General features: G+C 60.8%; 15 protein-coding genes and 2 pseudogenes. 7 read left to right on the plus strand and 10 right to left on the minus strand.

Going from position 1 to position 17,939, the window contains the following annotated elements; all coding sequences use genetic code 11:
* Positions 1–27 precede the first annotated feature (27 nt).
* Complete coding sequence (gene norR / locus AAEZ06_RS13645) at positions 28–1,548, minus strand: nitric oxide reductase transcriptional regulator NorR (protein ID WP_350614972.1); 1,521 nt, start codon at positions 1,546–1,548, stop codon at positions 28–30.
* A gap of 170 nt (positions 1,549–1,718) precedes the next feature.
* On the opposite strand from norR, the pseudogene AAEZ06_RS13650 reads away from it, so the two are divergent.
* Positions 1,719–2,174: pseudogene (locus AAEZ06_RS13650) on the plus strand (hemerythrin domain-containing protein); the annotation flags it as partial.
* A 40-nt stretch (positions 2,175–2,214) separates the two neighbouring features.
* On the opposite strand, the gene AAEZ06_RS13655 reads toward AAEZ06_RS13650, so the two are convergent.
* Positions 2,215–2,646, minus strand: a complete 432-nt coding sequence (locus AAEZ06_RS13655; protein ID WP_350614775.1) for a hypothetical protein — start codon at positions 2,644–2,646, stop codon at positions 2,215–2,217.
* A gap of 10 nt (positions 2,647–2,656) precedes the next feature.
* Entirely contained in the window at positions 2,657–3,847 is a 1,191-nt protein-coding gene (locus tag AAEZ06_RS13660) for an NnrS family protein (protein WP_350614777.1), read from the minus strand.
* 470 nt (positions 3,848–4,317) lie between these two features.
* On the opposite strand from AAEZ06_RS13660, the gene AAEZ06_RS13665 reads away from it, so the two are divergent.
* Positions 4,318–5,001: a Crp/Fnr family transcriptional regulator gene (locus AAEZ06_RS13665; RefSeq protein ID WP_133101014.1), complete on the plus strand. Its 684-nt coding sequence runs from the start codon at positions 4,318–4,320 to the stop codon at positions 4,999–5,001.
* Positions 5,002–5,006: 5 nt separating this feature from the next.
* A complete protein-coding gene (locus AAEZ06_RS13670) occupies positions 5,007–5,198 on the plus strand; it encodes a protein DnrP (RefSeq protein ID WP_133101228.1) in 192 nt (63 codons plus the stop codon).
* Here the strand turns inward: AAEZ06_RS13670 and AAEZ06_RS13675 are convergent.
* From AAEZ06_RS13675 to AAEZ06_RS13685, 3 genes are all read right to left on the minus strand, one after another.
* Positions 5,192–7,033 carry a nitric oxide reductase activation protein NorD gene (locus AAEZ06_RS13675; RefSeq protein WP_149414680.1) on the minus strand — a complete coding sequence of 614 codons (1,842 nt, stop codon included), beginning with the start codon at positions 7,031–7,033 and terminating at the stop codon, positions 5,192–5,194. The genes AAEZ06_RS13670 and AAEZ06_RS13675 overlap by 7 nt on opposite strands.
* A 72-nt stretch (positions 7,034–7,105) precedes the next feature.
* The gene (locus tag AAEZ06_RS13680; protein WP_149414679.1) at positions 7,106–8,533 is read right to left on the minus strand and encodes a cbb3-type cytochrome c oxidase subunit I; all 1,428 of its coding nucleotides are present in this window, start codon (positions 8,531–8,533) and stop codon (positions 7,106–7,108) included.
* Positions 8,534–8,536: 3 nt separating this feature from the next.
* Complete coding sequence (locus tag AAEZ06_RS13685) at positions 8,537–8,977, minus strand: c-type cytochrome (RefSeq protein WP_133101017.1); 441 nt, start codon at positions 8,975–8,977, stop codon at positions 8,537–8,539.
* A gap of 279 nt (positions 8,978–9,256) precedes the next feature.
* On the opposite strand from AAEZ06_RS13685, the pseudogene AAEZ06_RS13690 reads away from it, so the two are divergent.
* A pseudogene (locus AAEZ06_RS13690) lies at positions 9,257–10,019 on the plus strand (transaldolase family protein).
* Positions 10,020–10,270: 251 nt separating this feature from the next.
* On the opposite strand, the gene AAEZ06_RS13695 reads toward AAEZ06_RS13690, so the two are convergent.
* Entirely contained in the window at positions 10,271–11,452 is a 1,182-nt protein-coding gene (locus tag AAEZ06_RS13695) for a sugar transporter (protein WP_149414678.1), read from the minus strand.
* An 86-nt stretch (positions 11,453–11,538) separates the two neighbouring features.
* Positions 11,539–12,537, minus strand: a complete 999-nt coding sequence (locus tag AAEZ06_RS13700; RefSeq protein ID WP_350614779.1) for a bile acid:sodium symporter family protein — start codon at positions 12,535–12,537, stop codon at positions 11,539–11,541.
* Positions 12,538–12,623: 86 nt separating this feature from the next.
* Here AAEZ06_RS13700 and AAEZ06_RS13705 point away from each other — a divergent pair, with 86 nt between their 5' ends.
* The 3 genes from AAEZ06_RS13705 to potE all read left to right on the plus strand — a co-directional run bounded on the left by AAEZ06_RS13705 (position 12,624) and on the right by potE (position 15,705).
* Positions 12,624–13,412 (plus strand): AraC family transcriptional regulator, encoded by a 789-nt coding sequence (locus tag AAEZ06_RS13705; protein ID WP_350614780.1) that lies wholly within the window; start codon positions 12,624–12,626, stop codon positions 13,410–13,412.
* A 490-nt stretch (positions 13,413–13,902) separates the two neighbouring features.
* The gene (locus AAEZ06_RS13710) at positions 13,903–14,334 is read left to right on the plus strand and encodes a hypothetical protein (protein WP_149414675.1); all 432 of its coding nucleotides are present in this window, start codon (positions 13,903–13,905) and stop codon (positions 14,332–14,334) included.
* Between the two features lie 45 nt (positions 14,335–14,379).
* Positions 14,380–15,705: a putrescine-ornithine antiporter gene (potE, locus tag AAEZ06_RS13715; RefSeq protein ID WP_149414674.1), complete on the plus strand. Its 1,326-nt coding sequence runs from the start codon at positions 14,380–14,382 to the stop codon at positions 15,703–15,705.
* Positions 15,706–15,788: 83 nt separating this feature from the next.
* On the opposite strand, the gene AAEZ06_RS13720 is transcribed toward potE, so the two are convergent.
* Together AAEZ06_RS13720 and AAEZ06_RS13725 are read right to left on the minus strand one after the other, a co-directional pair.
* Positions 15,789–17,066 (minus strand): ATP-binding protein, encoded by a 1,278-nt coding sequence (locus AAEZ06_RS13720; RefSeq protein WP_350614781.1) that lies wholly within the window; start codon positions 17,064–17,066, stop codon positions 15,789–15,791.
* Entirely contained in the window at positions 17,067–17,774 is a 708-nt protein-coding gene (locus AAEZ06_RS13725) for a response regulator (protein WP_350614783.1), read from the minus strand.
* Positions 17,775–17,939 lie beyond the last annotated feature (165 nt).

A 17,939-nucleotide genomic window follows, 5' to 3' on the forward strand; every position in this document is an offset into this window, starting at 1 on the left:
CGCGCTGCGTCATGGGGTCGCAGGAAGCTACTTGAGCCCCAGGCGCCGGGCCAGTTTGTGCAGGTTACTTGAGTCCAGCCCCAACAACCGCGCGGCACTGGCCCAGTTGTCGCCGGACAGGCCCAGGGCCTGGCGGATTTTCTGGCGCTGGCATTCGTCCACCGCCTCTCCCAGGGATTGAAAGGCTTGCGGCGGCGCCTGCTGAACCAGGGCCTGAGGCGCTCCAGCAGTGCTGTCGAGGTCCAGCAGGCCGGCTTCCAGGGTCATGATCTCGCTGCGATTGCCACCACGGCTCAGTTGTTTGAGGGCAGCACGGCTGATCACATGCTCAAGCTCACGCACATTGCCCGGCCAGCCATAACTGAGCAGCGCCTGTTCGGCTGCCGGCGACAGGCGCAGGCCGCGCAGGCCAAGCCGGGCACGATTGAGCTCGAGGAAATGCCCGGCCAGCAGCAACACGTCGTGGCCGCGCTCACGCAGCAGCGGAATCGGTACCGGGTACACCGAGAGCCGGTGGTACAGGTCGGCGCGAAACAGCCCGCTGCGGATACTGTCAGGCAGATGGCGGTTGGTAGCGGCGATGATGCGCACGTCCACATGCAACGGCTTATCGGCCCCCAGGCGCTGGATCTCGCCATTTTGCAAGGTACGCAACAGCTTGGCCTGGACACTGAGGGGCAACTCGCCGACCTCATCGAGAAACAACGTGCCGCCATTGGCCGCATCAAAACGTCCGGCGCGGTCGCTGGTGGCACCAGAAAAGGCACCTTTGACGTGACCGAACAGCTCGCTCTCGGCCAATGATTCCGGCAGTGCCGCGCAATTGACCTGGATCAGCGGCTTGTGGCTGCGCCGCGACAACCGATGCAGGCGGCGGGCGAACAGCTCCTTGCCCACTCCGGTTTCCCCCAGCAACAGCACCGGCAAGTCGGAATCGGCGAGCACATCCAGTTCGTTGAGCAACTGGTGCAGGATCGGGCTTTGCCCGAGGATTTCGCCGTCTTCGACGTCGGGCAAGCCCTCGCCGAGGTCGCTGCGAGACAGGCGCAGGCTGCGGTTTTCCTGCTCCAGGCGCGTGACCCGCACCGCCGCTTCGATCTGCAGGGTGCAGCGCTTGAGCTGGTCGCGGGCACTGGCGTCGAATGTGCCGGCGTGCAGCGCATCGAGGGTGATCGCGCCCCAGGGCCGGCCTTCGACAAACAGGCTCACGCCCATGCAGTCATGCACCGGCAGCGGCTCGCCGACCAGGGTGTCCAGCAGGCCGTCGTAGGGGTCAGGCAGGCGGCTGTCGGGTTCAAACCAAGTGGGCTCGCGGGACGCCATGATCGCCGCCAATCGTGGATGCTGGGCGATCACAAAACGCCGGCCAAGGGCTTCATGGACCAGGCCGACGGTGGCCACCGGGCGCAGGCTGTCGTCGCCATCCAGGCGCAGCAGGCCGACGGCGCCGCTGTTGAAGTATTCACGCAGGGTCTGCACCAGCCGTTGCAGGCGCACGGCATTGGGCAGTTCGACAATCAGGTCGGCCGACAGACTTTCACGCAGCATGGTCATAATTACCCTTGTGTGGTCGGTTCTACCCTGCAGCATCAGGGTGATCCTGACCACCACAAAAAAATAAGCGCTAATTTTCAATAGGTTGGAGGTGGCACAGAGGATGCAATAACGGACTCATTAGTCCACATTCATGAGGAAGCCTGATGAACCCGACCACCCTGCCCCAGGAACAATTGATCGAGCATCTGCTGGAGCGTTATCACACCCGCCACCGTGAGCAACTGCCGGAACTGATCCGTCTGGCCTGCCGCGTCGAACAGGTCCACGGTGAGCACAGCCATTGCCCCAACGGTTTGGCCGACCTGCTGCGCGACATCCTGCAGGAACTAGAGGGCCATATGCTCAAGGAGGAACAGGTGCTGTTCCCGATGCTGAAAATGGGCATGGGGGCCCAGGCCGCGCCGCCGATTCAGGTGATGCGTTATGAGCATGAGCAACATGGCCAGGCCCTGGAGCAACTGCTGGCACTGACCGACCAGATCAAGCCGCCGACCGGTGCCTGCAATACCTGGCGCACCTTGTATCAAGGGCTCGAGGTGTTTCACGGCGACCTGCTGGAGCATATTCATCTGGAAAATGATGTGTTGTTTGTTCGGGCGTTGAATCCAAGCATATGAGCCACCCGTGGCGAGCGAGCTCGCCACAATATGCCCGCGCTCAGCGCATCATCATCTTCGCCAGGATAACGATCAGCAGCATATGCCCCAGGATACTGCGGCGTATCCACATCGCCCGCGCGGGGCTTAGATGATCGCGCCCCAGCCAGTAAGCCAGCAGCAGGTAATGCCCGATGATGCTCACCGCCAGCACAATCTTGAGGCTCAACAGCGCCGCAAAATGACTGGCCCACGGCAAGCTCAACACCCCGCGGTATTGCCACGCCATTGCAATCCCGGCGCCGTATAACAGCATCACAACCCCGTGCAGCACCCGCCGCGAACGCCGGGCAATGGCCTGGTCCGAGGTCAGTTGCGCCGACCAGGCCAGTTCCTTACGGGCGCTATGCCAGATAAACACTTCGAAAAACAGCGTGCCAATAAAGGCAATCGCCGCCAGCAGATGCAAAATCAGTAACCCCGAATACAGCATTGTCGATCTCCTAGCCCGGATGGCCGTCAACCCGCGCGCGCCACAGCATCGGGCCGTAGCGCCATACATAGAGGCCAAGGCCTGCGGCCCAGCACAGGCCGGCCAGCCACAGCGCGGCGTAGGGCCAGAACAGCACCAGCACGACCCGGCTCAGACACGCAACGTTGAGCAGCACAAACGCCAGGGTCATGCCCGAGGGCGGCGTCAGGGCGCGGCCGGTATGGCCCAGGCTGACCCGGGCGATCATCGCCAGAATCAAGCCACCCATCGCGCCGATCGTCAGTGCATGCACCGCCAGGCTGGGATTGAGCGGCACACCCACATGCCACAGCGCCATGCCCAGGCACGCCACCGCCAGCCAGGCATAGGCCAGGTGCAATGACCAGAGCAGCGGTACACGCCATAGGCCCCGGTCATGCCAGCGCACCAAGCGCAGCAGGTGGCCCAGACCCAGCAGCGCGAACAATATGCCTATCCAGACACTGGCAACCGACGCTAGCCCGACGGCATACAGCAGCGCTACCAGGGCTGAGCCTATTAACAACAGATGATCGAGCCAGGGCCAGGGTTTTACCGCGTCGGTACGACCCAGGCCACGCTTGGTGAAAAACGGAATCACCCGCCCGCCGATCAAGCCCATCATCGCCGCCACCAGCCACAAGCCGGTTAACACTGACTGGCGCTGCCAGCCTTCATCGCCGCGCAGCAAGCCATACAGGGACAAGCCGTCGGCCAGGGTCAGCAACAGCAATACCAACACAATCGGGTAGTTGCGCTGTTGCCGAACCTGCCACAGGGTCCAGCCCATCAACCCGGCGACCGCCAGGGGGAACGTCAATTCCAGCACCGCCAGCAGCGGCCACGGCAGGTTGAACAGCCAGGCCAGCCGTGCGGCCAGCCATATCGCCGCCAGCAGGCCCAGGGGCGTGCCGCTCAGGCCGGGACGACCGGTCCAGGTCTGCACGGCAGTCAGCAGGAAGCCGGCGATGATCGCCAGGGCGAAGCCGAACAACAGCTCGTGACGGTGCCAGGCCAGCCAGCCACCCGCCGGTTGCCAGGCGCCGGTAGTGCCGGCCAGGGCCAGCAGCCACAACGGGATTGCCAGCAACGCCAACAGGCAGCCACCAAGGAAAAATGGCCGAAAGGCCAGACGAAATAACGGGGTAATCGACATTGCCTTGCGCCGATCCAGCACTTGCATACAGCCACTCCTCAATTCGTTGCCGGCCCGATCATCCGGTATTGCCCGCGCATGGCCCTTGTCGCAGATCAAGCTGGGTCAAGAGCGCAGGGATTAACCTTGGGGCCGTTGCCTGATGAGGTAGCAAGGGCTGGGCCACCCTGATCGGTATCGCTCCTGCTACGCGCGTTAAGGTTCAGGCTACGCTGATTAGGGTAAAAATGACCATAAAATGGTTATAAAAACCATAAACATCAAGGTCATTTTTACCCTAGTTCCGCTGCAGCCCTCCAATTACAAGGCTCGCCCCCTGGCCCGCCTCTTGCTCTACCCGGTTATCCCGTTAATACCTTGCCTCTCGGAGTTTCCATGAAAAAAGTCATCCAGCCCCTGGCCTGGTTCGTGATCCTCGGTTCGATGATGGCGGCGGCCAGTGGCCTGTCGTTGTTGCTCGTATGATCCCGTCCCTGTCGTGCCCCAAGGATGCGCCCATGGTCCTGCACCGCGTCCATCACCAGATCCTGCGCAGCCATCACCTGTTCGAGCCGTTGAACGAGGAACAGATGGATGAGTTGATGTCCACCAGTCACTTGCTGAGCATAGACAAGGGCGAGCCGCTATTTCGCCAGGGTGAACCAGCCGACTCGTTCTACTTCGTGATTGCCGGCGCGGTGAAGATCTACCGCTTGACCCCGGATGGCCAGGAGAAGGTCTTCGAAGTGATTGGCGAACGGCATACTTTCGCCGAAGCGATGATGCTGATGGACACCCCAAACTACGTGGCCTGCGCCGAAGCGGTGTGCCCCACGCAGTTGTATCGCCTGTCCAACGCCACCTACATGCGCCTGCTGCACAGCAACAGCCGCCTGACCTTCGCCCTGCTGGGCAAGTTGTGCGTGCGCCTGCACCAGCGGGTCAACGAGATCGAAACCCTGTCGCTGAAAAACGCCACGCACCGGGTGGTTCGCTACCTGCTCACGCAATTGGTGCGCCTGCACAGCGTCGACAGCAGTTTCGAATTGCCCATGGCCAAGCAGTTAATCGCTGGGCACCTGTCGATCCAGCCAGAAACCTTCTCGCGGATCATTCGCCGGTTGATTGATGAAAAGATCATCACCCAGGACGGTCGGCAGATTGCCATTCTCGATCGCCCACGCTTGGAGCAATTTGAGTGAACGCAGTGCGCGTCTGCCTGTATTGCCAACATCCCAATGCGGTTGACGGTGAGCAGTGCGAGCGTTGCTCCATGGCCCTGCCCGCCTGCGAGGCCAGCGTCCAGGCCCGTAAACTCAAGCGTTTCCAATGGTTTTGCCTGGGCCTGACGCTGTTTTGCATCGTCATGTTCTTCTGGCTGCCTCGGGACTTCTACTGACGCTCGGTTAACTGTCGATAGAGTTGAGGCAAGCGCAACGGCAACTGTTCCGGCTGACGGATCAGGGTGTAGCCGTGGGCGCCGAACATGTACGGCAAGTAATCCCCAGCCTGTTTGTCGATGGTGATGCAGAACGGAGTCAAGCCCTGACGCCGCGCTTCCACCACCGCCTGACGGGTGTCCTCGACGCCGTAACGGCCCTCATACAAATCCAGGTCATTGGGCTTGCCATCGGTGAGTATCAGCAACAGTTTGCGCCGCTGCTTGCAGCCGCCCAGCAGTTGGGTGGCCTGGCGAATCGCCGCGCCCATGCGAGTGTAGTAGCCCGGTTTCAGCCCCTGGATACTGCCGCGCGTGCGGTCGTCGTAAGGCTGCTGGAATGACTTGAGTTGTTGCAGGCGCACTTGGTGCCGACGCAGGGAAGAAAAGCCATACAGGGCAAACGCATCCCCCAGGCCGGACAGGCTCTCACCAAACAGCAACAGGCTGTCGCGAATCACGTCGATGACCTTTTGCTCATCGTTCAAATGGGCGTCGGTGGACATCGACACGTCCGCCAGCAGCAGGCACGCCAAGTCGCGCCGGGTATGGCGCTGCTCCATGAACAGGCCACGGTCGGCACAGGGGCCGTGTTGACGCTCCACATGAAAATCCAGCCATGCCTGCAGGTCCAGTTCCGAGCCCTGGGGTTGTTGGCGCAGCCATTGGCGGTCGGTGCGCAGTTGTTGAAACTGGCGGCGCAAACGCTGGGCCTGGGGTAGCAAACGCGCCGGCAATGGCTGGGGTTCGCTATCCCTGGGCTGCATCAGTTGCAGGTTGACGAAGCCTTCCTGCAAGCGTTGCTGTCGGTAATCCCATTCGGGCAGCTTGATGCCTTCGCCCAAGGGAATGTCATCGACGTCGGCGGGCGGCAGGTCCAGATGCAGCTTCAAGCCGCCGCTCTTGCGCACGCGCTGGCGGGACAGGCTGAGCTGATCCAGGTCTTCGGCGACCCGTGCCGCATCCGGGTCCTGGCTGTCGTCGGACCAGCGATCGAGGTCGACGTGTTCGGTCCAACTGAACAGGTTTTCCAGGCGCACCACCAGCAGGCCACCGTCGCGGGTATTGTCGTCGACGCGGGTGGCGCGCTTGGGCGCGCCCTGCTGTTCGCCGGGGCTGGTGGCCAGGTCGTCGCCATCATCTTCAAGGTCGCCGGCCTGGGGGCTGTTGAGGTGCAAGGGTGGATACAGCCACAAGGGCAATGGCCAGGCGGCCCGCTCGCTGCGAGGCAGATCGCGGATACTGCCGGGTTCATGCAGGGCCTTGCGCAGCGCCTTTTCCAGGGCGGCTTCACCGGGGTTGAGGCTGGCCGGATCGGGACGCAGTTGAATGTGCGCGTCCACCAGCCGATGGTAGCTGGGGAGCATGGCCGGGTAGCGTTGCAGCAGCAGCCAGGTCCAGCGTTGATTGTCTCGCGCCCAATGGGTCATGGGGCCCGATTGCGCTGCCAGCAATGCCAGCCAGCGGTACAACTCGCGGTTCAGCGATGCATCAGGGAACACCGCCAGGCTCGCTGGCAGGCGCAGGCGACTACCGTCGCAGGACGCCAGCGGCGCTTGCTTGCAGGTACCGGCAATGCGCATCAACAGGTTACGGCGCAGTAACAGATCACGCTCGCTGGCGGCTTCCAGGGTAATCCCGCTGGCGCCGCCCAGGGCGCGGAACAACAGGGCCAGGCTGCGTTGACGGTCGACCAGGTCAACCCGCGCTTCGGGGAAATCGGCACTGGCGTGCCGGGTGATAAAGCGGTGCCAGACACTGCCGACCCACTCTTCCAACTCAAGGGTAAAGGCCATGTGACGTGCTCCAGACGTAAAACGGCCCGCTGTATCAGCCGGACCGCCCTCTTGGGGATTAACGTTCAGCGATCAATAGACAATCGGCTCCGGTGCGCCCGCCACCTTGACCCGGCCCCGCTGACGGAAGCTGTACAGGTAGCAGAGCAGCCCCAGCAGGAACACCACGCCACTGGCCAGTCGCGCCCAGAACAACAGAGTCAGATGATCCATCGTGGCCATGAACGGCAAGGCCACACCGTCTACCTGCCAGCGCTGCAACCAGACCTGCACTGCACCGGCGGCGGTGAGGAACAGGGTGATCATCACCATGGACAGGACCATCATCCAGAAGCCCCAGATTTCGATGGTCTGGGAACGCTGGTCCGGCGCTTCACCCAGGCCACGCAAGCGAGGCATGGCGTAGCTGATCAGCGTCATGACGATCATTGCGTAAGCACCGAAGAACGCCAGGTGCCCGTGGGCCGCAGTCAATTGCGTGCCGTGGGTGTAGAAGTTGACCGGTGCCAGGGTGTGCAGGAAACCCCAGACCCCTGCGCCGAAAAACGCCGTGACGGTAGTGCCCTTGGCCCACAACGTAGCCGCACGATTGGGGTGCTGGCGCCGACGCTGTTTGACCATGGTGAAGGCAAACATCACCATCGCCAGGAACGGCAGCGGTTCAAGCGCGGAGAAGATCGAACCGACCCACAACCACACCTCGGGTGCGCCAATCCAGAAGAAGTGGTGACCGGTGCCAATGATCCCGGTAATCAGGGCCATGGCGATAATCACGTACAGCCATTTCTCTACTACTTCACGGTCGACACCGGTGACCTTGATCAGCACGAAGGCCAGCATCGAGCCCATGATCAGCTCCCACACGCCTTCCACCCAAAGATGCACCACCCACCACCAGTAGAACTTGTCACGCGCCAGGTTGCCGGGGTTGTAGAAGGAGAACAGGAAGAACACCGCTAGACCGATCAGGCCGGTCATCATCACCATGCTGATGGTGGTCTTGCGGCCCTTGAGCAGGGTCATGCCGATGTTGTAGAGAAAGCCCAGGCAGACGACAACGATGCCCATCTTGGTAATCGTCGGCTGCTCCAGGAATTCGCGGCCCATGGTCGGCAGCAGTTCGTTGTGGGTCAGCTTGGCCAGGGCCGCATAGGGCACCAGCAAGTAACCGAGGATGGTTAACACGCCGGCGGCGGCAAACACCCAGAACAGGATAATTGCCAGTTTCGGGCTGTGCAGTTCGCGGTCAGCCTCCTCGGGAATCAAGTAGTAGGCTGCGCCCATAAAGCCGAACAGCAGCCAGACGATCAGCAGGTTAGTGTGGACCATCCGCGCCACGTTGAAGGGAATCAACGGGAACAGAAAGTCGCCCACCACGTATTGCAGGCCCATGATCAAACCGAACAGCACCTGGCCGAGAAACAAAATCAGCGCGAAGACGAAATAGGGTTTGGCCACGGCCTGGGATTGGAATTTCAGATATGGATTGACAGTGCGCATTCCTCAGCCCTCCTTGTTTGGCGGCCAGCCGTTGGTGTTGATCTTCGAGCTCCATTTGAGGAACTCGGCCATATCGTCCACCTCCTGCTCGCTCAAGTTGAATTGCGGCATGGCGCGCCGCCCGGGTACGCCCAACGGTTGCATTTTCATCCAGGCGTGCAGGAAGGGTTTGAACGCTTCGTCACCACCCCGGCGGTTGAACACATTGCCCAGCTCCGGCGCAAAGTAAGCACCCTCGCCCAGCAGGGTGTGGCAGCCGACGCAGTTATTGCGCTCCCAGACACCTTTGCCGCGAACGACTGACTCGGTGAGCTGGTCCTGGTTACTGCGGGCGGGAAAGGTTTGTTCGGTGTGGTAGGTCAGTGCCAGGAATATCAGGAAGAAGAACACGCTTCCTCCGAAGTAGATATTCCTGGCCATGCCCTTGGTGAAGGTCTCTGACATGGTCGCTTCCTCATTGCTTGGCAGGGACCATGATAAGAAGTGAGGGGGTAAAAGCTGCTTGATGGCGATCAAGAAATGCCGATGGTTTTAGTCGGGTATCGGCCTGGCGGCGGATAGAGGGGGAGATACGTCGATCCTATGTGGGAGCGGGTTTGTTTGCGATGGTGGCCTGATCATGTCGTGACGAGCGTCGCCGGTTTACTATCCTCACCGACCTGGAAACAGCCCTGGCCTTGAATCACTAACCCTATTGCCCATTCGACACGGAGAAAGCCTCGCATGACTTCCAAGCTGCAACAGCTCAAAGAGTTCACCAGCGTGGTCTGCGACACAGGCGACCTCGACGCCATCACCCGCCTGCGCCCGGTCGACGCCACCACCAACCCTTCCCTGCTGCCTATCCTTCGACGAAGAGGCGCTGTGGGCCAAGGCCAACCAGTTGATCGCCCTTTACGATCAGGCTGGCGTGAGCCGCGATCGCGTCCTGATCAAGCTGGCCTCTACCTGGGAAGGCATCCGCACCGCTGAGCGCCTGGAAAAAGCCGGCATCCAGACCAACCTGACCCTACTGTTCTCCTTCGCCCAGGCCGCAGCCTGCGCCGATGCTGGGGTGTTCCTGATCTCGCCATTCGTTGGCCGCATCTACGACTGGTACCGCAAGAGCACCGGCCTGGATTACACCGGCGCCGAAGACCCGGGCGTGCAGTCAGTGACGCGCATCTACAACTACTACAAGGCCAATGACATCCAGGCCGTGGTCATGGGCGCCAGCTTTCGCACCTTGAGCCAGATCGAACAGTTGGCCGGTTGTGACCGACTGACCATCAGCCCTGAGCTGCTGCAAAAGCTCGGTGAAGACCAGGGGCCACTGGAGCGTTTATTGGTTCCGGGAAATGCCGGGGAAGCTCGCCAGCACCTCAACGAAGCGCAATTTCGCTGGGCGTCCAATGAAGATGCGATGGCCACGGAGAAGTTGGCGGAAGGGATTCGCCAATTCGCGCGCGATCAGGAAAAGCTGGAGAGTGTTCTGGCTGCGCTATAACGGGCGCTGGTAGGCCGATTAATGGCTGCCGATCTGCTGATCCCGGTGGCAAAAACTCAAACCAATACTGGTCACATGTGAAAGCTGGCTTGCCTGTGATAGCGGTCTATCAGTCAATATCTAGGTAGCTGCCCCACCGCTATCGCGGCATAGGTATCTACACAATGTCTGATGGCTGGCGGACTCCCTGTGGCAAGCGGGCTTGCCAACTCTCCCACACTAAATTTTCTGCACTTTATAGACCGTATGACTCAGCGAGCCATACCCTGGCCAAACCGGTAGATCGCCAGGCAGTAAAGCCCCAACGCCACCGCCGCCAGCAATCCCCCCACCGAGCCGATATAGGCGAAGCCAAACTGCACGCCCACCCAGCTCCCCAGCAATGCCCCGCCGCCGATGCCGATGTTGTAGATCCCTGAAAACATCGCCATCGCCACATCGGTGGCATCCGGCGCCAGCACCAGAACCTTGGATTGCAGCGCCAGGCCGAAAGCCATGATCGCCATCCCCCAGAACACACTCAGCGTCACCAGGTACGAGACCTCGCCGCTCAACGGCAGCAACAAGGCCAGGCACAAGGCGAGCACGGTCACGGCCGCGATAAGAAAACGGTAGGGATTGAGGCGGTGCACCAGGCTGAACAGCAGCGAGCCAATGATGCCCGCGCCGCCGAATACCAGCAGGATCAGCGTCACTGAATTGCCACTCAGGCCAGCGACGCCTTCGACGAAGGGTTCAATGTAGCTGTAGGCGGTGAACTGGGCGGTCACCACCAGGGCCGTCAGCACATAGAGCGCCACCAGCGCCGGGCGCTTGAACAGCATCGGCAGGCTGCGCAGGGAACCCGAGTTCTGGCTGGGCAGCAGTGGCAAGGTTCGCGCCAGCCAGAACACCAGGGCGGCAGCGAACGCGGCGATCACCAGGAAGGTGGTGCGCCAACCCATGGCTTCGCCCAGCAAGCGTCCCAGCGGAATACCCAGCACCATCGCCAATGATGTGCCAGTTGCCAGCAGCCCCAACGCCTGGACCTGCTTGCCCTCCGGCGCCAGGCGCACCGCAAGGGATGCGGTAATGGACCAGAACAACGCATGGGACAGTGCAATGCCGATGCGACTGACCATCAGCAGGCCAAAACTGGTGGCCACGCTGGAAAGGATATGGCTGACGATAAACATGCCGAACAGCACGATCAACAGCTTGCGCCGCTCGACGTTGCGGGTCAGCAACATCACCGGCAGCGAAGTCAGGGACACCACCCAGGCATAAATGGTGAGCATCAAGCCAACGCGCGCGGTGGGCAGGTCGAAGCTGGCGCCGATGGCACTGAGCAGGCCGACTGGGACAAATTCGGTGGTATTGAAGACAAAGGCCGCCAGCGCGAGGGCGATGACCGGTTGCCAGTTGGCTTGAGGTGTTGCTGAAGAAAGGCTCATTTACAGGTCGTCGTACTCGTTGCGCGCATATCTTGCCGGCCCGATGCCGGCCCTTGAGCTGCGCGCAAAAATAGTAACACGATGGTTCAGGGGTCCACTTGCCCCATTAACTCCGCGATTGTCTCCGGCCGTTTGGCATAACGCTGGGCCAGGGCCGCGCAGACCATTAACTGGATCTGATGAAACAGCATCAACGGCAGGATCAGCACGCCTATGGTGCTGCCGGCGAACAGCACCTGGGCCATCGGCACGCCAGTGGCCAGGCTTTTCTTCGAGCCACAGAACAGGATGGTGATGCGGTCTTCCTGATTAAAACCGAACGCCTTGCCCAGCACCGTGGACGCTACCAGCACCAGCGCCAGCAACACACAGCAAGCGACGACCAGGCCACCCAGTTCCCACAGCGGAATCTGGTGCCAGATACCTTCGTTGACCGCTTCGCTGAATGCGCCATAGACCACCAGTAGGATCGAACCCTGGTCGACGAACTTCAGCCAGACCTTGTTACGCGCCACCCAGGCGCCGATCCAGCGGCGGGCGATTTGCCCGGCTACAAAGGGCAGTAACAACTGCACACTGATCTTGAGGATGGCATCGACGGTGGAACTGCCTTCGCCGTGGACATTGAGCAACAACGCCACCAGCAACGGCGTAAGAAAGATGCCAAACAGGCTGGACGCCGCCGCACTGCAAATCGCCGCTGGGATATTGCCCCGGGCCAGGGACGTGAAGGCAATCGCCGACTGCACGGTGGCCGGCAACGCACACAGGTAGAGCATGCCCATGTACAAGTCTTTGCCGATCATTGGCGACAGCAGCGGCTTGAGTGCCAGGCCCAACAGCGGGAACAGCACGAACGTCAGGCTGAACACCAGCAGGTGCAGGCGCCAGTGGCCGGCACCGGCGACGATGGCCTGTTGCGACAGCTTGGCGCCGTGGAGGAAAAACAACAGGGCGATGGCAGCGTTGGTCAGCCAGCCGAAGGCCACGCCAGCCTGGCCACTGACGGGCAGCAGCGAGGCGAGGATCACCGTAGCGATCAGCGTCAGGGTGAAGTTGTCAGGCAAAAAGCGTGGGCGGGTCATAAGCAGGATCTTCCAGGGGTTGCCAAGAGCATCGAAGCGACTCTAACGTAACGGCTTGTTACCGACTAACGCCAATGAGCCAGTAAATGCCGCCTAAAGGACATGAAAAAACCGTCCGCCGCAGCGTGCCTGGGCTTTCCAGCCTGCCACGACCGGTGTATGGCCGCACCGAATCCCTGCCCAACCGCGCCCTGACCCACCGCCATAGTCATCCGTGGGTGCAGTTGTCCTACGCGATTTGCGGGGTGTTGGAGATCCAGACCAGCGCCGGGCGCTTTGTCGCGCCGCCGCAACGGGCGGTGTGGATACCCGCTGGGATGCCGCACCGGGTGTTCAGTTCGCCCCATACCGAGATGCGCAGCCTGTACCTCGATTGCAGCGTCACCGCCTGGGCGGCCGAGCGTTGCCAAGTGCTGGCGGTGAGCAGTTTGTTGCGCGAATTGATCCGCAGCTTCAGCGAGTTGCCGGTGGAATATGCCGAGGATGGTCCGCACGGGCGGCTGGCCCAGGTGGTGCTGGACCAGTTGGCCGCTGCACCCCAGGTGGACTTGATGTTGCCATTGCCCCTTGACGGTCGTCTGCGGCAGATCTACCGCAGCTTGAATCTGCACCCGGAACAGCAGACTACCCTGGGGCAGTGGAGCCAGAAGCTGGGAGTCAGCGAGAAAACCCTGAGTCGATTGTTTTTGAGAGATACCGGTTTGACGTTTCGGGCGTGGCGCCAGCGGTTACGGTTGTTGAGCGCCCTGCCCGCGCTGGAACAGGGTGATCGGGTGACCGATGTGGCACTGGCGTGTGGATACGAGTCGACTTCGGCGTTTATTGCGGCTTTCCGCCAGCAGTTTGATGCGACGCCGGGGGAGTTCTTCCACTAATGACCAGGCATAGCCTCAACTGCCCTCGCCGCCAGGGTCAAGGTGGAACGTTTGAGTGTCATGAGGAATCTGCCGCGACATGAAGAATGGCAGCGAACGTAACGGTGATTGCTAAGACCAGAAAAGAATATCTGAATCTATTTTTATTCATATAAGACAGGGCTTGCGGGTAATACCGATAAGTTAAGGAAATGGCGCGCCTAACATTACCTTGTGGCGAGCGGGCTTGCCCGCGCTGGAGTGCGAAGCGCTCCCAGGCCGGTCGCTATGATCGTCAGAAAGACCGCAGTGATTGGTTTTAGGGCCGCTGCGCAGCCCAACGCGGGCAAGCCCGCTCGCCACAGGTTATGAGTTGTCCGTTTTATTTCTTAACTTACCGGCATTGGGGCCTGCGGGTCGTCCCTTGGCAAAAAACACCCACACACTCCATCCGACTGGTATTGTGCCGCGCTCCTAAAAAACCAGCCGTAGACCTGCAAGGAAATGGACGTTGAGCACTGACGAAAAAATGACCGGAGACCTGTTCGAAGTCGATAAGCGCCTGGCGCTCAAGCCCGTGGTGGACTTCAATACCTATCTGCTCGCGGCCTTTGGCGATGGCCCCTGCACGTGCGTGCGTTGTGTGGCCAGCGCAGGCGACGAGACCGGTTATGAATTCCAGCACACCTTCAATCTGCAAGGCCAACAGGCCAACCGCCGCTTCGCCTCCACCGCCGGCAGCGATGTCCTGTTAATGCTGAAAAAAGCCTGGCTGTCCTACACCAAGACCGAACTGCCCGGCAGCGGCAACCTGGCGCTGGACACGGTGAAGGACTTTGTCGAGCCGCAGTTGCACAAACGCTTGCTGGCGCTGTTTTTGGCCAGTGGGCTGGTCAAGGATATGGACGGGGAGTTGCGGATTCAGGCGCAAGCGATGGTCTGACCGGGCTACTTCACCCGGACCTGATACCAGAACAAGGAGTTCCCGATGGCCGAACCGAGCAAGAAGATGGGCCTCATGGGCCTCACCACTCTGGTGGCGATCAACATGATGGGCTCGGGCATTATCATGTTGCCGGCCAGCATGGCGCAGTTGGGCGCGGTGTCGTTGCTCTCGTGGGTAATCACCGCGGTCGGCTCCATGGCCATCGCCTATTGCTTTGCCCAATGCGGGATTTTCTGTACCCGCACCGGCGGCATGTCGGCCTACTCCGAAGAAGCCCATGGCAAGTCCGGGTTTTTCCTGTGTTCGTTTCTGTACTTTCTGTCGCTGGTGATTGCCAATGTGGCGATTGCCATTTCGGCGGTGGGTTATCTGTCCTCGTTCATCCCCTGGCTGGGCAATGGGCCTATCCCGTTGTTTATCGGTACGGTCGGCCTGATCTGGCTGACTACCGTGGCGAACTTCGGCGGCCCACGAATTACCGGCAAAATCGGTGTATTTACGGTCTGGGGGGTGATTATTCCTGTCGCGGGGCTGAGTGTGATCGGCTGGCTCTACTTCAAGGTCGAGGTGTTTACCGCTGCCTGGAACCCCAACCAGTTGCAACTCGCCGACGCCATCAGCGCCAGCATCCCGCTGACTTTGTGGGCGTTCCTCGGCATGGAATCAGCCGCCCAGGGTTATGACGCAGTGGAAGACCCCAAGCGCACCGTGCCCCTGGCCTGCCTACTGGGCACGCTGGGCGCGGCGCTGGTGTATGTGCTGTCGACCACGGTAATCCAGGGCATCGTACCCAATGCCGAACTTGCCAGTTCCTCTGCGCCTTTCGCGCTGGTCTACGCACGGATATTCAGCCCGCTGGTGGGCGACATCATCATGGCGTTGGCTGTTATCGCCTGTATCGGCTCGCTATTGGGCTGGCAGTTCACCCTGGCGCAAACCGCCAAGATGACCGCTGACCATCGGATGTTCCCGGCGTTTTTCAGCCGCCTCAGCCGTGCCCAGGCGCCGGTATTCGGGATGCTGGCGTGTGCCGTGCTTCAGACGTTGATGGCCTTGTCGACCATATCGCCGACGGCCAGCGCACAGTTCAGCAAACTGGTGAGTCTGGCGGTGGTGACTAACCTGATTCCCTACATCACGGCCCTCACCGGCCTGCTGGTGATGATGCACAAGGCAGGGGTCACACCGGCGATCTACGCTCGTAACACCACGGTGTTGCTGATTGCGGTGGGCTATTCGCTGTATGCGATTTACGCCTCTGGTGAGGAAGCGGTGTTTGGCGCGACGCTGGTGCTTGCTTTGGGTTATCTTTTTTATGGGTTTCTGGCCGGGCGTTTTAGCGGCGATATCAGTGCTCGGGGTGTTTGAGCGCGTACGCAAGGCCCCCATCCCAGCAGCGCAGCGATCCACCAGGGCTGCTCCCAAACGAGACCTGCGTTGTTCTTCAACGCTTACTCCGCATACGCCCAGGTCATCCGAAACGAGGCCCCACCCCACTCCGAATCCAGCACCTCGACCTGCCCTCCGTGCCACTGACAAACCCGCCGCACCAGCGCCAAGCCCAAACCAAAGCCACCGGTGCGACGATCACGGCTGGCATCCAGGCGCAGGAAGGGTTCGAAAATCTTCGCTCGGCCTTCCATCGGAACGCCGGGGCCATCGTCATTGACCCGCACTTCATAGCCCGCGCCAAACTTGACCAACGACACCTCGACCCGCCGATCGGCATACCGAATGGCGTTGCGCAACAGGTTGATCAGCGCCCTCGCCATAAAGCGCGGTTCGATGCGGATATAGTCGACTTCACAGGTGCGCAGCAACAACTGCACCCCCGCCGCCTCGGCTTCAAGGGCCACGCTGCCAATCACACTGTCGAGCCAACTGTGGGCCTCAATGCTTTCCCGGGTGATTTGCGTAGCGCCCCGCTCCAGGCTGGCGTAGGTCAACAGCTCCGAGACCATCTCTTCCAGCTCGCCTAGGTCGGCGTACATGTCGTTGATCAACGCGCGGCTCTGCCTTGGATCGGCTTCCTGCTTGAGCTGGTCGAGCTCAAAGGACAAGCGCGCAATCGGTGTACGCAGCTCGTGGGAGACAGCGTTGGTCAACTCGCGCTGGTTGGCGATCAGGCTTTCGATGCGCTCGGCCATCTGGTTGAAGTGCCCGGCCAGCTCACGCACGGTGGAACGGCGTGGCAACAGGATTCGCGAACCCAAGTCGTTGTCACCAAAACGCTGGGCGGCCAGGCGAATATGCTCCAGGTCGCGCCAATGGGGCCGTACCCAAAAATACAGGACCACCGCCAGGCACAAGCCAAGCAACGAATAGGCCCACAAGTACAGCCACCTTGGCTCTTCTGGCAGCTTGATATTGAGCAGTTGCCGGCCGCCGTCGATATCGGCCACGAACTCCATGAAGTCGCCGCGCACCACCACCTGGCCGTCAGCCAGCAGTTTTTGCTCGCGCTCGGTCAGCTCTGCGGCATCACGCTGCATCAAGGCCAGGCGTAAGCCGTAATGGGGTTGCAGTTCAGCCAGGCGGGCATCGCGGGCCTCACCGAGCAGTGGTCGCAATTGCTCCACCAAGGCATAGGCCGGGCCGCGCATGGCTTCACGGTTATACGTTTCGTTGGCTTCGGGCAGTAATTCATCGAAGGTGAAATTCACCAGCCAGATCGCCCCGGCCAGCCCCAGGGCCAGGATCACATACAGACGTAGAAACAGCCGTAGCATCTAGACCTCCCAGGCAAACGGGTTGAACAGATAGCCCTTGCCCCAGATGGTCTTGATGCACACCGGCTCCCTGGGGTTGTCGTTGAGCTTGCCGCGCAGCTTGCTGATATAGACGTCGACGCTGCGGTTGAGCCCATCAAAGGCGATCCCGCGCATGCGGTTGAGGATGTCGTCCCTGGAGAGGATTTTCCCGGCGGCGCTGGCCAGCAGCCATAGCAGTTCGAATTCCATGGTAGTGAGGTCGATCTTCTCGCCGCCCAGGCTCACCCCACGGCAACTACGATCAATGGCCAGCCGGCCAAACGCCAGGGCGCCGCGCACCGTCGGCTCCGGCACCTGGCGCCGCTGCAGGGCGCGCAGGCGTGCCAGCAGCACGGGCGGCTTGATGGGTTTGATCACGTAATCGTCGGCGCCGGATTCAAGGCCGAGGATATGGTCCAGGTCGTCCTCCTTGGCGGTGAGGATCACGATGGGGGTGTCGGACACATTGCGAATCTCGCGGCATACATGCAGGCCGCTTTGGCCCGGCAGCATCAGGTCGAGCACGACGATCTTGGGCTTGAACTCAAGGAAGGCTGCCAATGCCTCGTCGCCACGGTGCACCGCCAGCACCTCGAAACCATGCTGGGAGAGGAAATGCGCGATCAGCCCTGCCAGCTTCTGATCATCCTCAACGAGCAAGACCTTGCCAAGACCCAGATTTTCCATAAATTCCCAGTATGCGAACGCGGATTGAAGGTGCGTATTATAGGTGGCAATGATTGCCAACAAGAGCACGTTGCCATCATTGAGCAGCGGTTTTCGAAGAAGCTTCATGCTTTTAAGAGTTTTTAACAAATAGCTCGCAATCTTTAACGGGACGTTTTTTGTCAG

Origin of the sequence: Pseudomonas sp. HY7a-MNA-CIBAN-0227, from assembly GCF_040310325.1 — a bacterium.
Taxonomy (GTDB): domain Bacteria; phylum Pseudomonadota; class Gammaproteobacteria; order Pseudomonadales; family Pseudomonadaceae; genus Aquipseudomonas.

Coding starts and splice junctions, on each gene's coding strand:
- AAEZ06_RS13665 (WP_133101014.1), top strand. CDS start 4,318: ATGGTCCTGCACCGCGTCCATCACCAGATCCTGCGCAGCCATCACCTG.
- AAEZ06_RS13675 (WP_149414680.1), bottom strand. CDS start 7,033: ATGGCCTTTACCCTTGAGTTGGAAGAGTGGGTCGGCAGTGTCTGGCAC.
- AAEZ06_RS13725 (WP_350614783.1), bottom strand. CDS start 17,774: ATGGAAAATCTGGGTCTTGGCAAGGTCTTGCTCGTTGAGGATGATCAG.
- AAEZ06_RS13695 (WP_149414678.1), bottom strand. CDS start 11,452: ATGAGCCTTTCTTCAGCAACACCTCAAGCCAACTGGCAACCGGTCATC.
- AAEZ06_RS13680 (WP_149414679.1), bottom strand. CDS start 8,533: ATGCGCACTGTCAATCCATATCTGAAATTCCAATCCCAGGCCGTGGCC.
- AAEZ06_RS13655 (WP_350614775.1), bottom strand. CDS start 2,646: ATGCTGTATTCGGGGTTACTGATTTTGCATCTGCTGGCGGCGATTGCC.
- AAEZ06_RS13705 (WP_350614780.1), top strand. CDS start 12,624: ATGCCGCCTAAAGGACATGAAAAAACCGTCCGCCGCAGCGTGCCTGGG.
- AAEZ06_RS13720 (WP_350614781.1), bottom strand. CDS start 17,066: ATGCTACGGCTGTTTCTACGTCTGTATGTGATCCTGGCCCTGGGGCTG.
- potE (WP_149414674.1), top strand. CDS start 14,380: ATGGCCGAACCGAGCAAGAAGATGGGCCTCATGGGCCTCACCACTCTG.
- AAEZ06_RS13685 (WP_133101017.1), bottom strand. CDS start 8,977: ATGTCAGAGACCTTCACCAAGGGCATGGCCAGGAATATCTACTTCGGA.
- AAEZ06_RS13660 (WP_350614777.1), bottom strand. CDS start 3,847: ATGCAAGTGCTGGATCGGCGCAAGGCAATGTCGATTACCCCGTTATTT.
- AAEZ06_RS13700 (WP_350614779.1), bottom strand. CDS start 12,537: ATGACCCGCCCACGCTTTTTGCCTGACAACTTCACCCTGACGCTGATC.
- norR (WP_350614972.1), bottom strand. CDS start 1,548: ATGCTGCGTGAAAGTCTGTCGGCCGACCTGATTGTCGAACTGCCCAAT.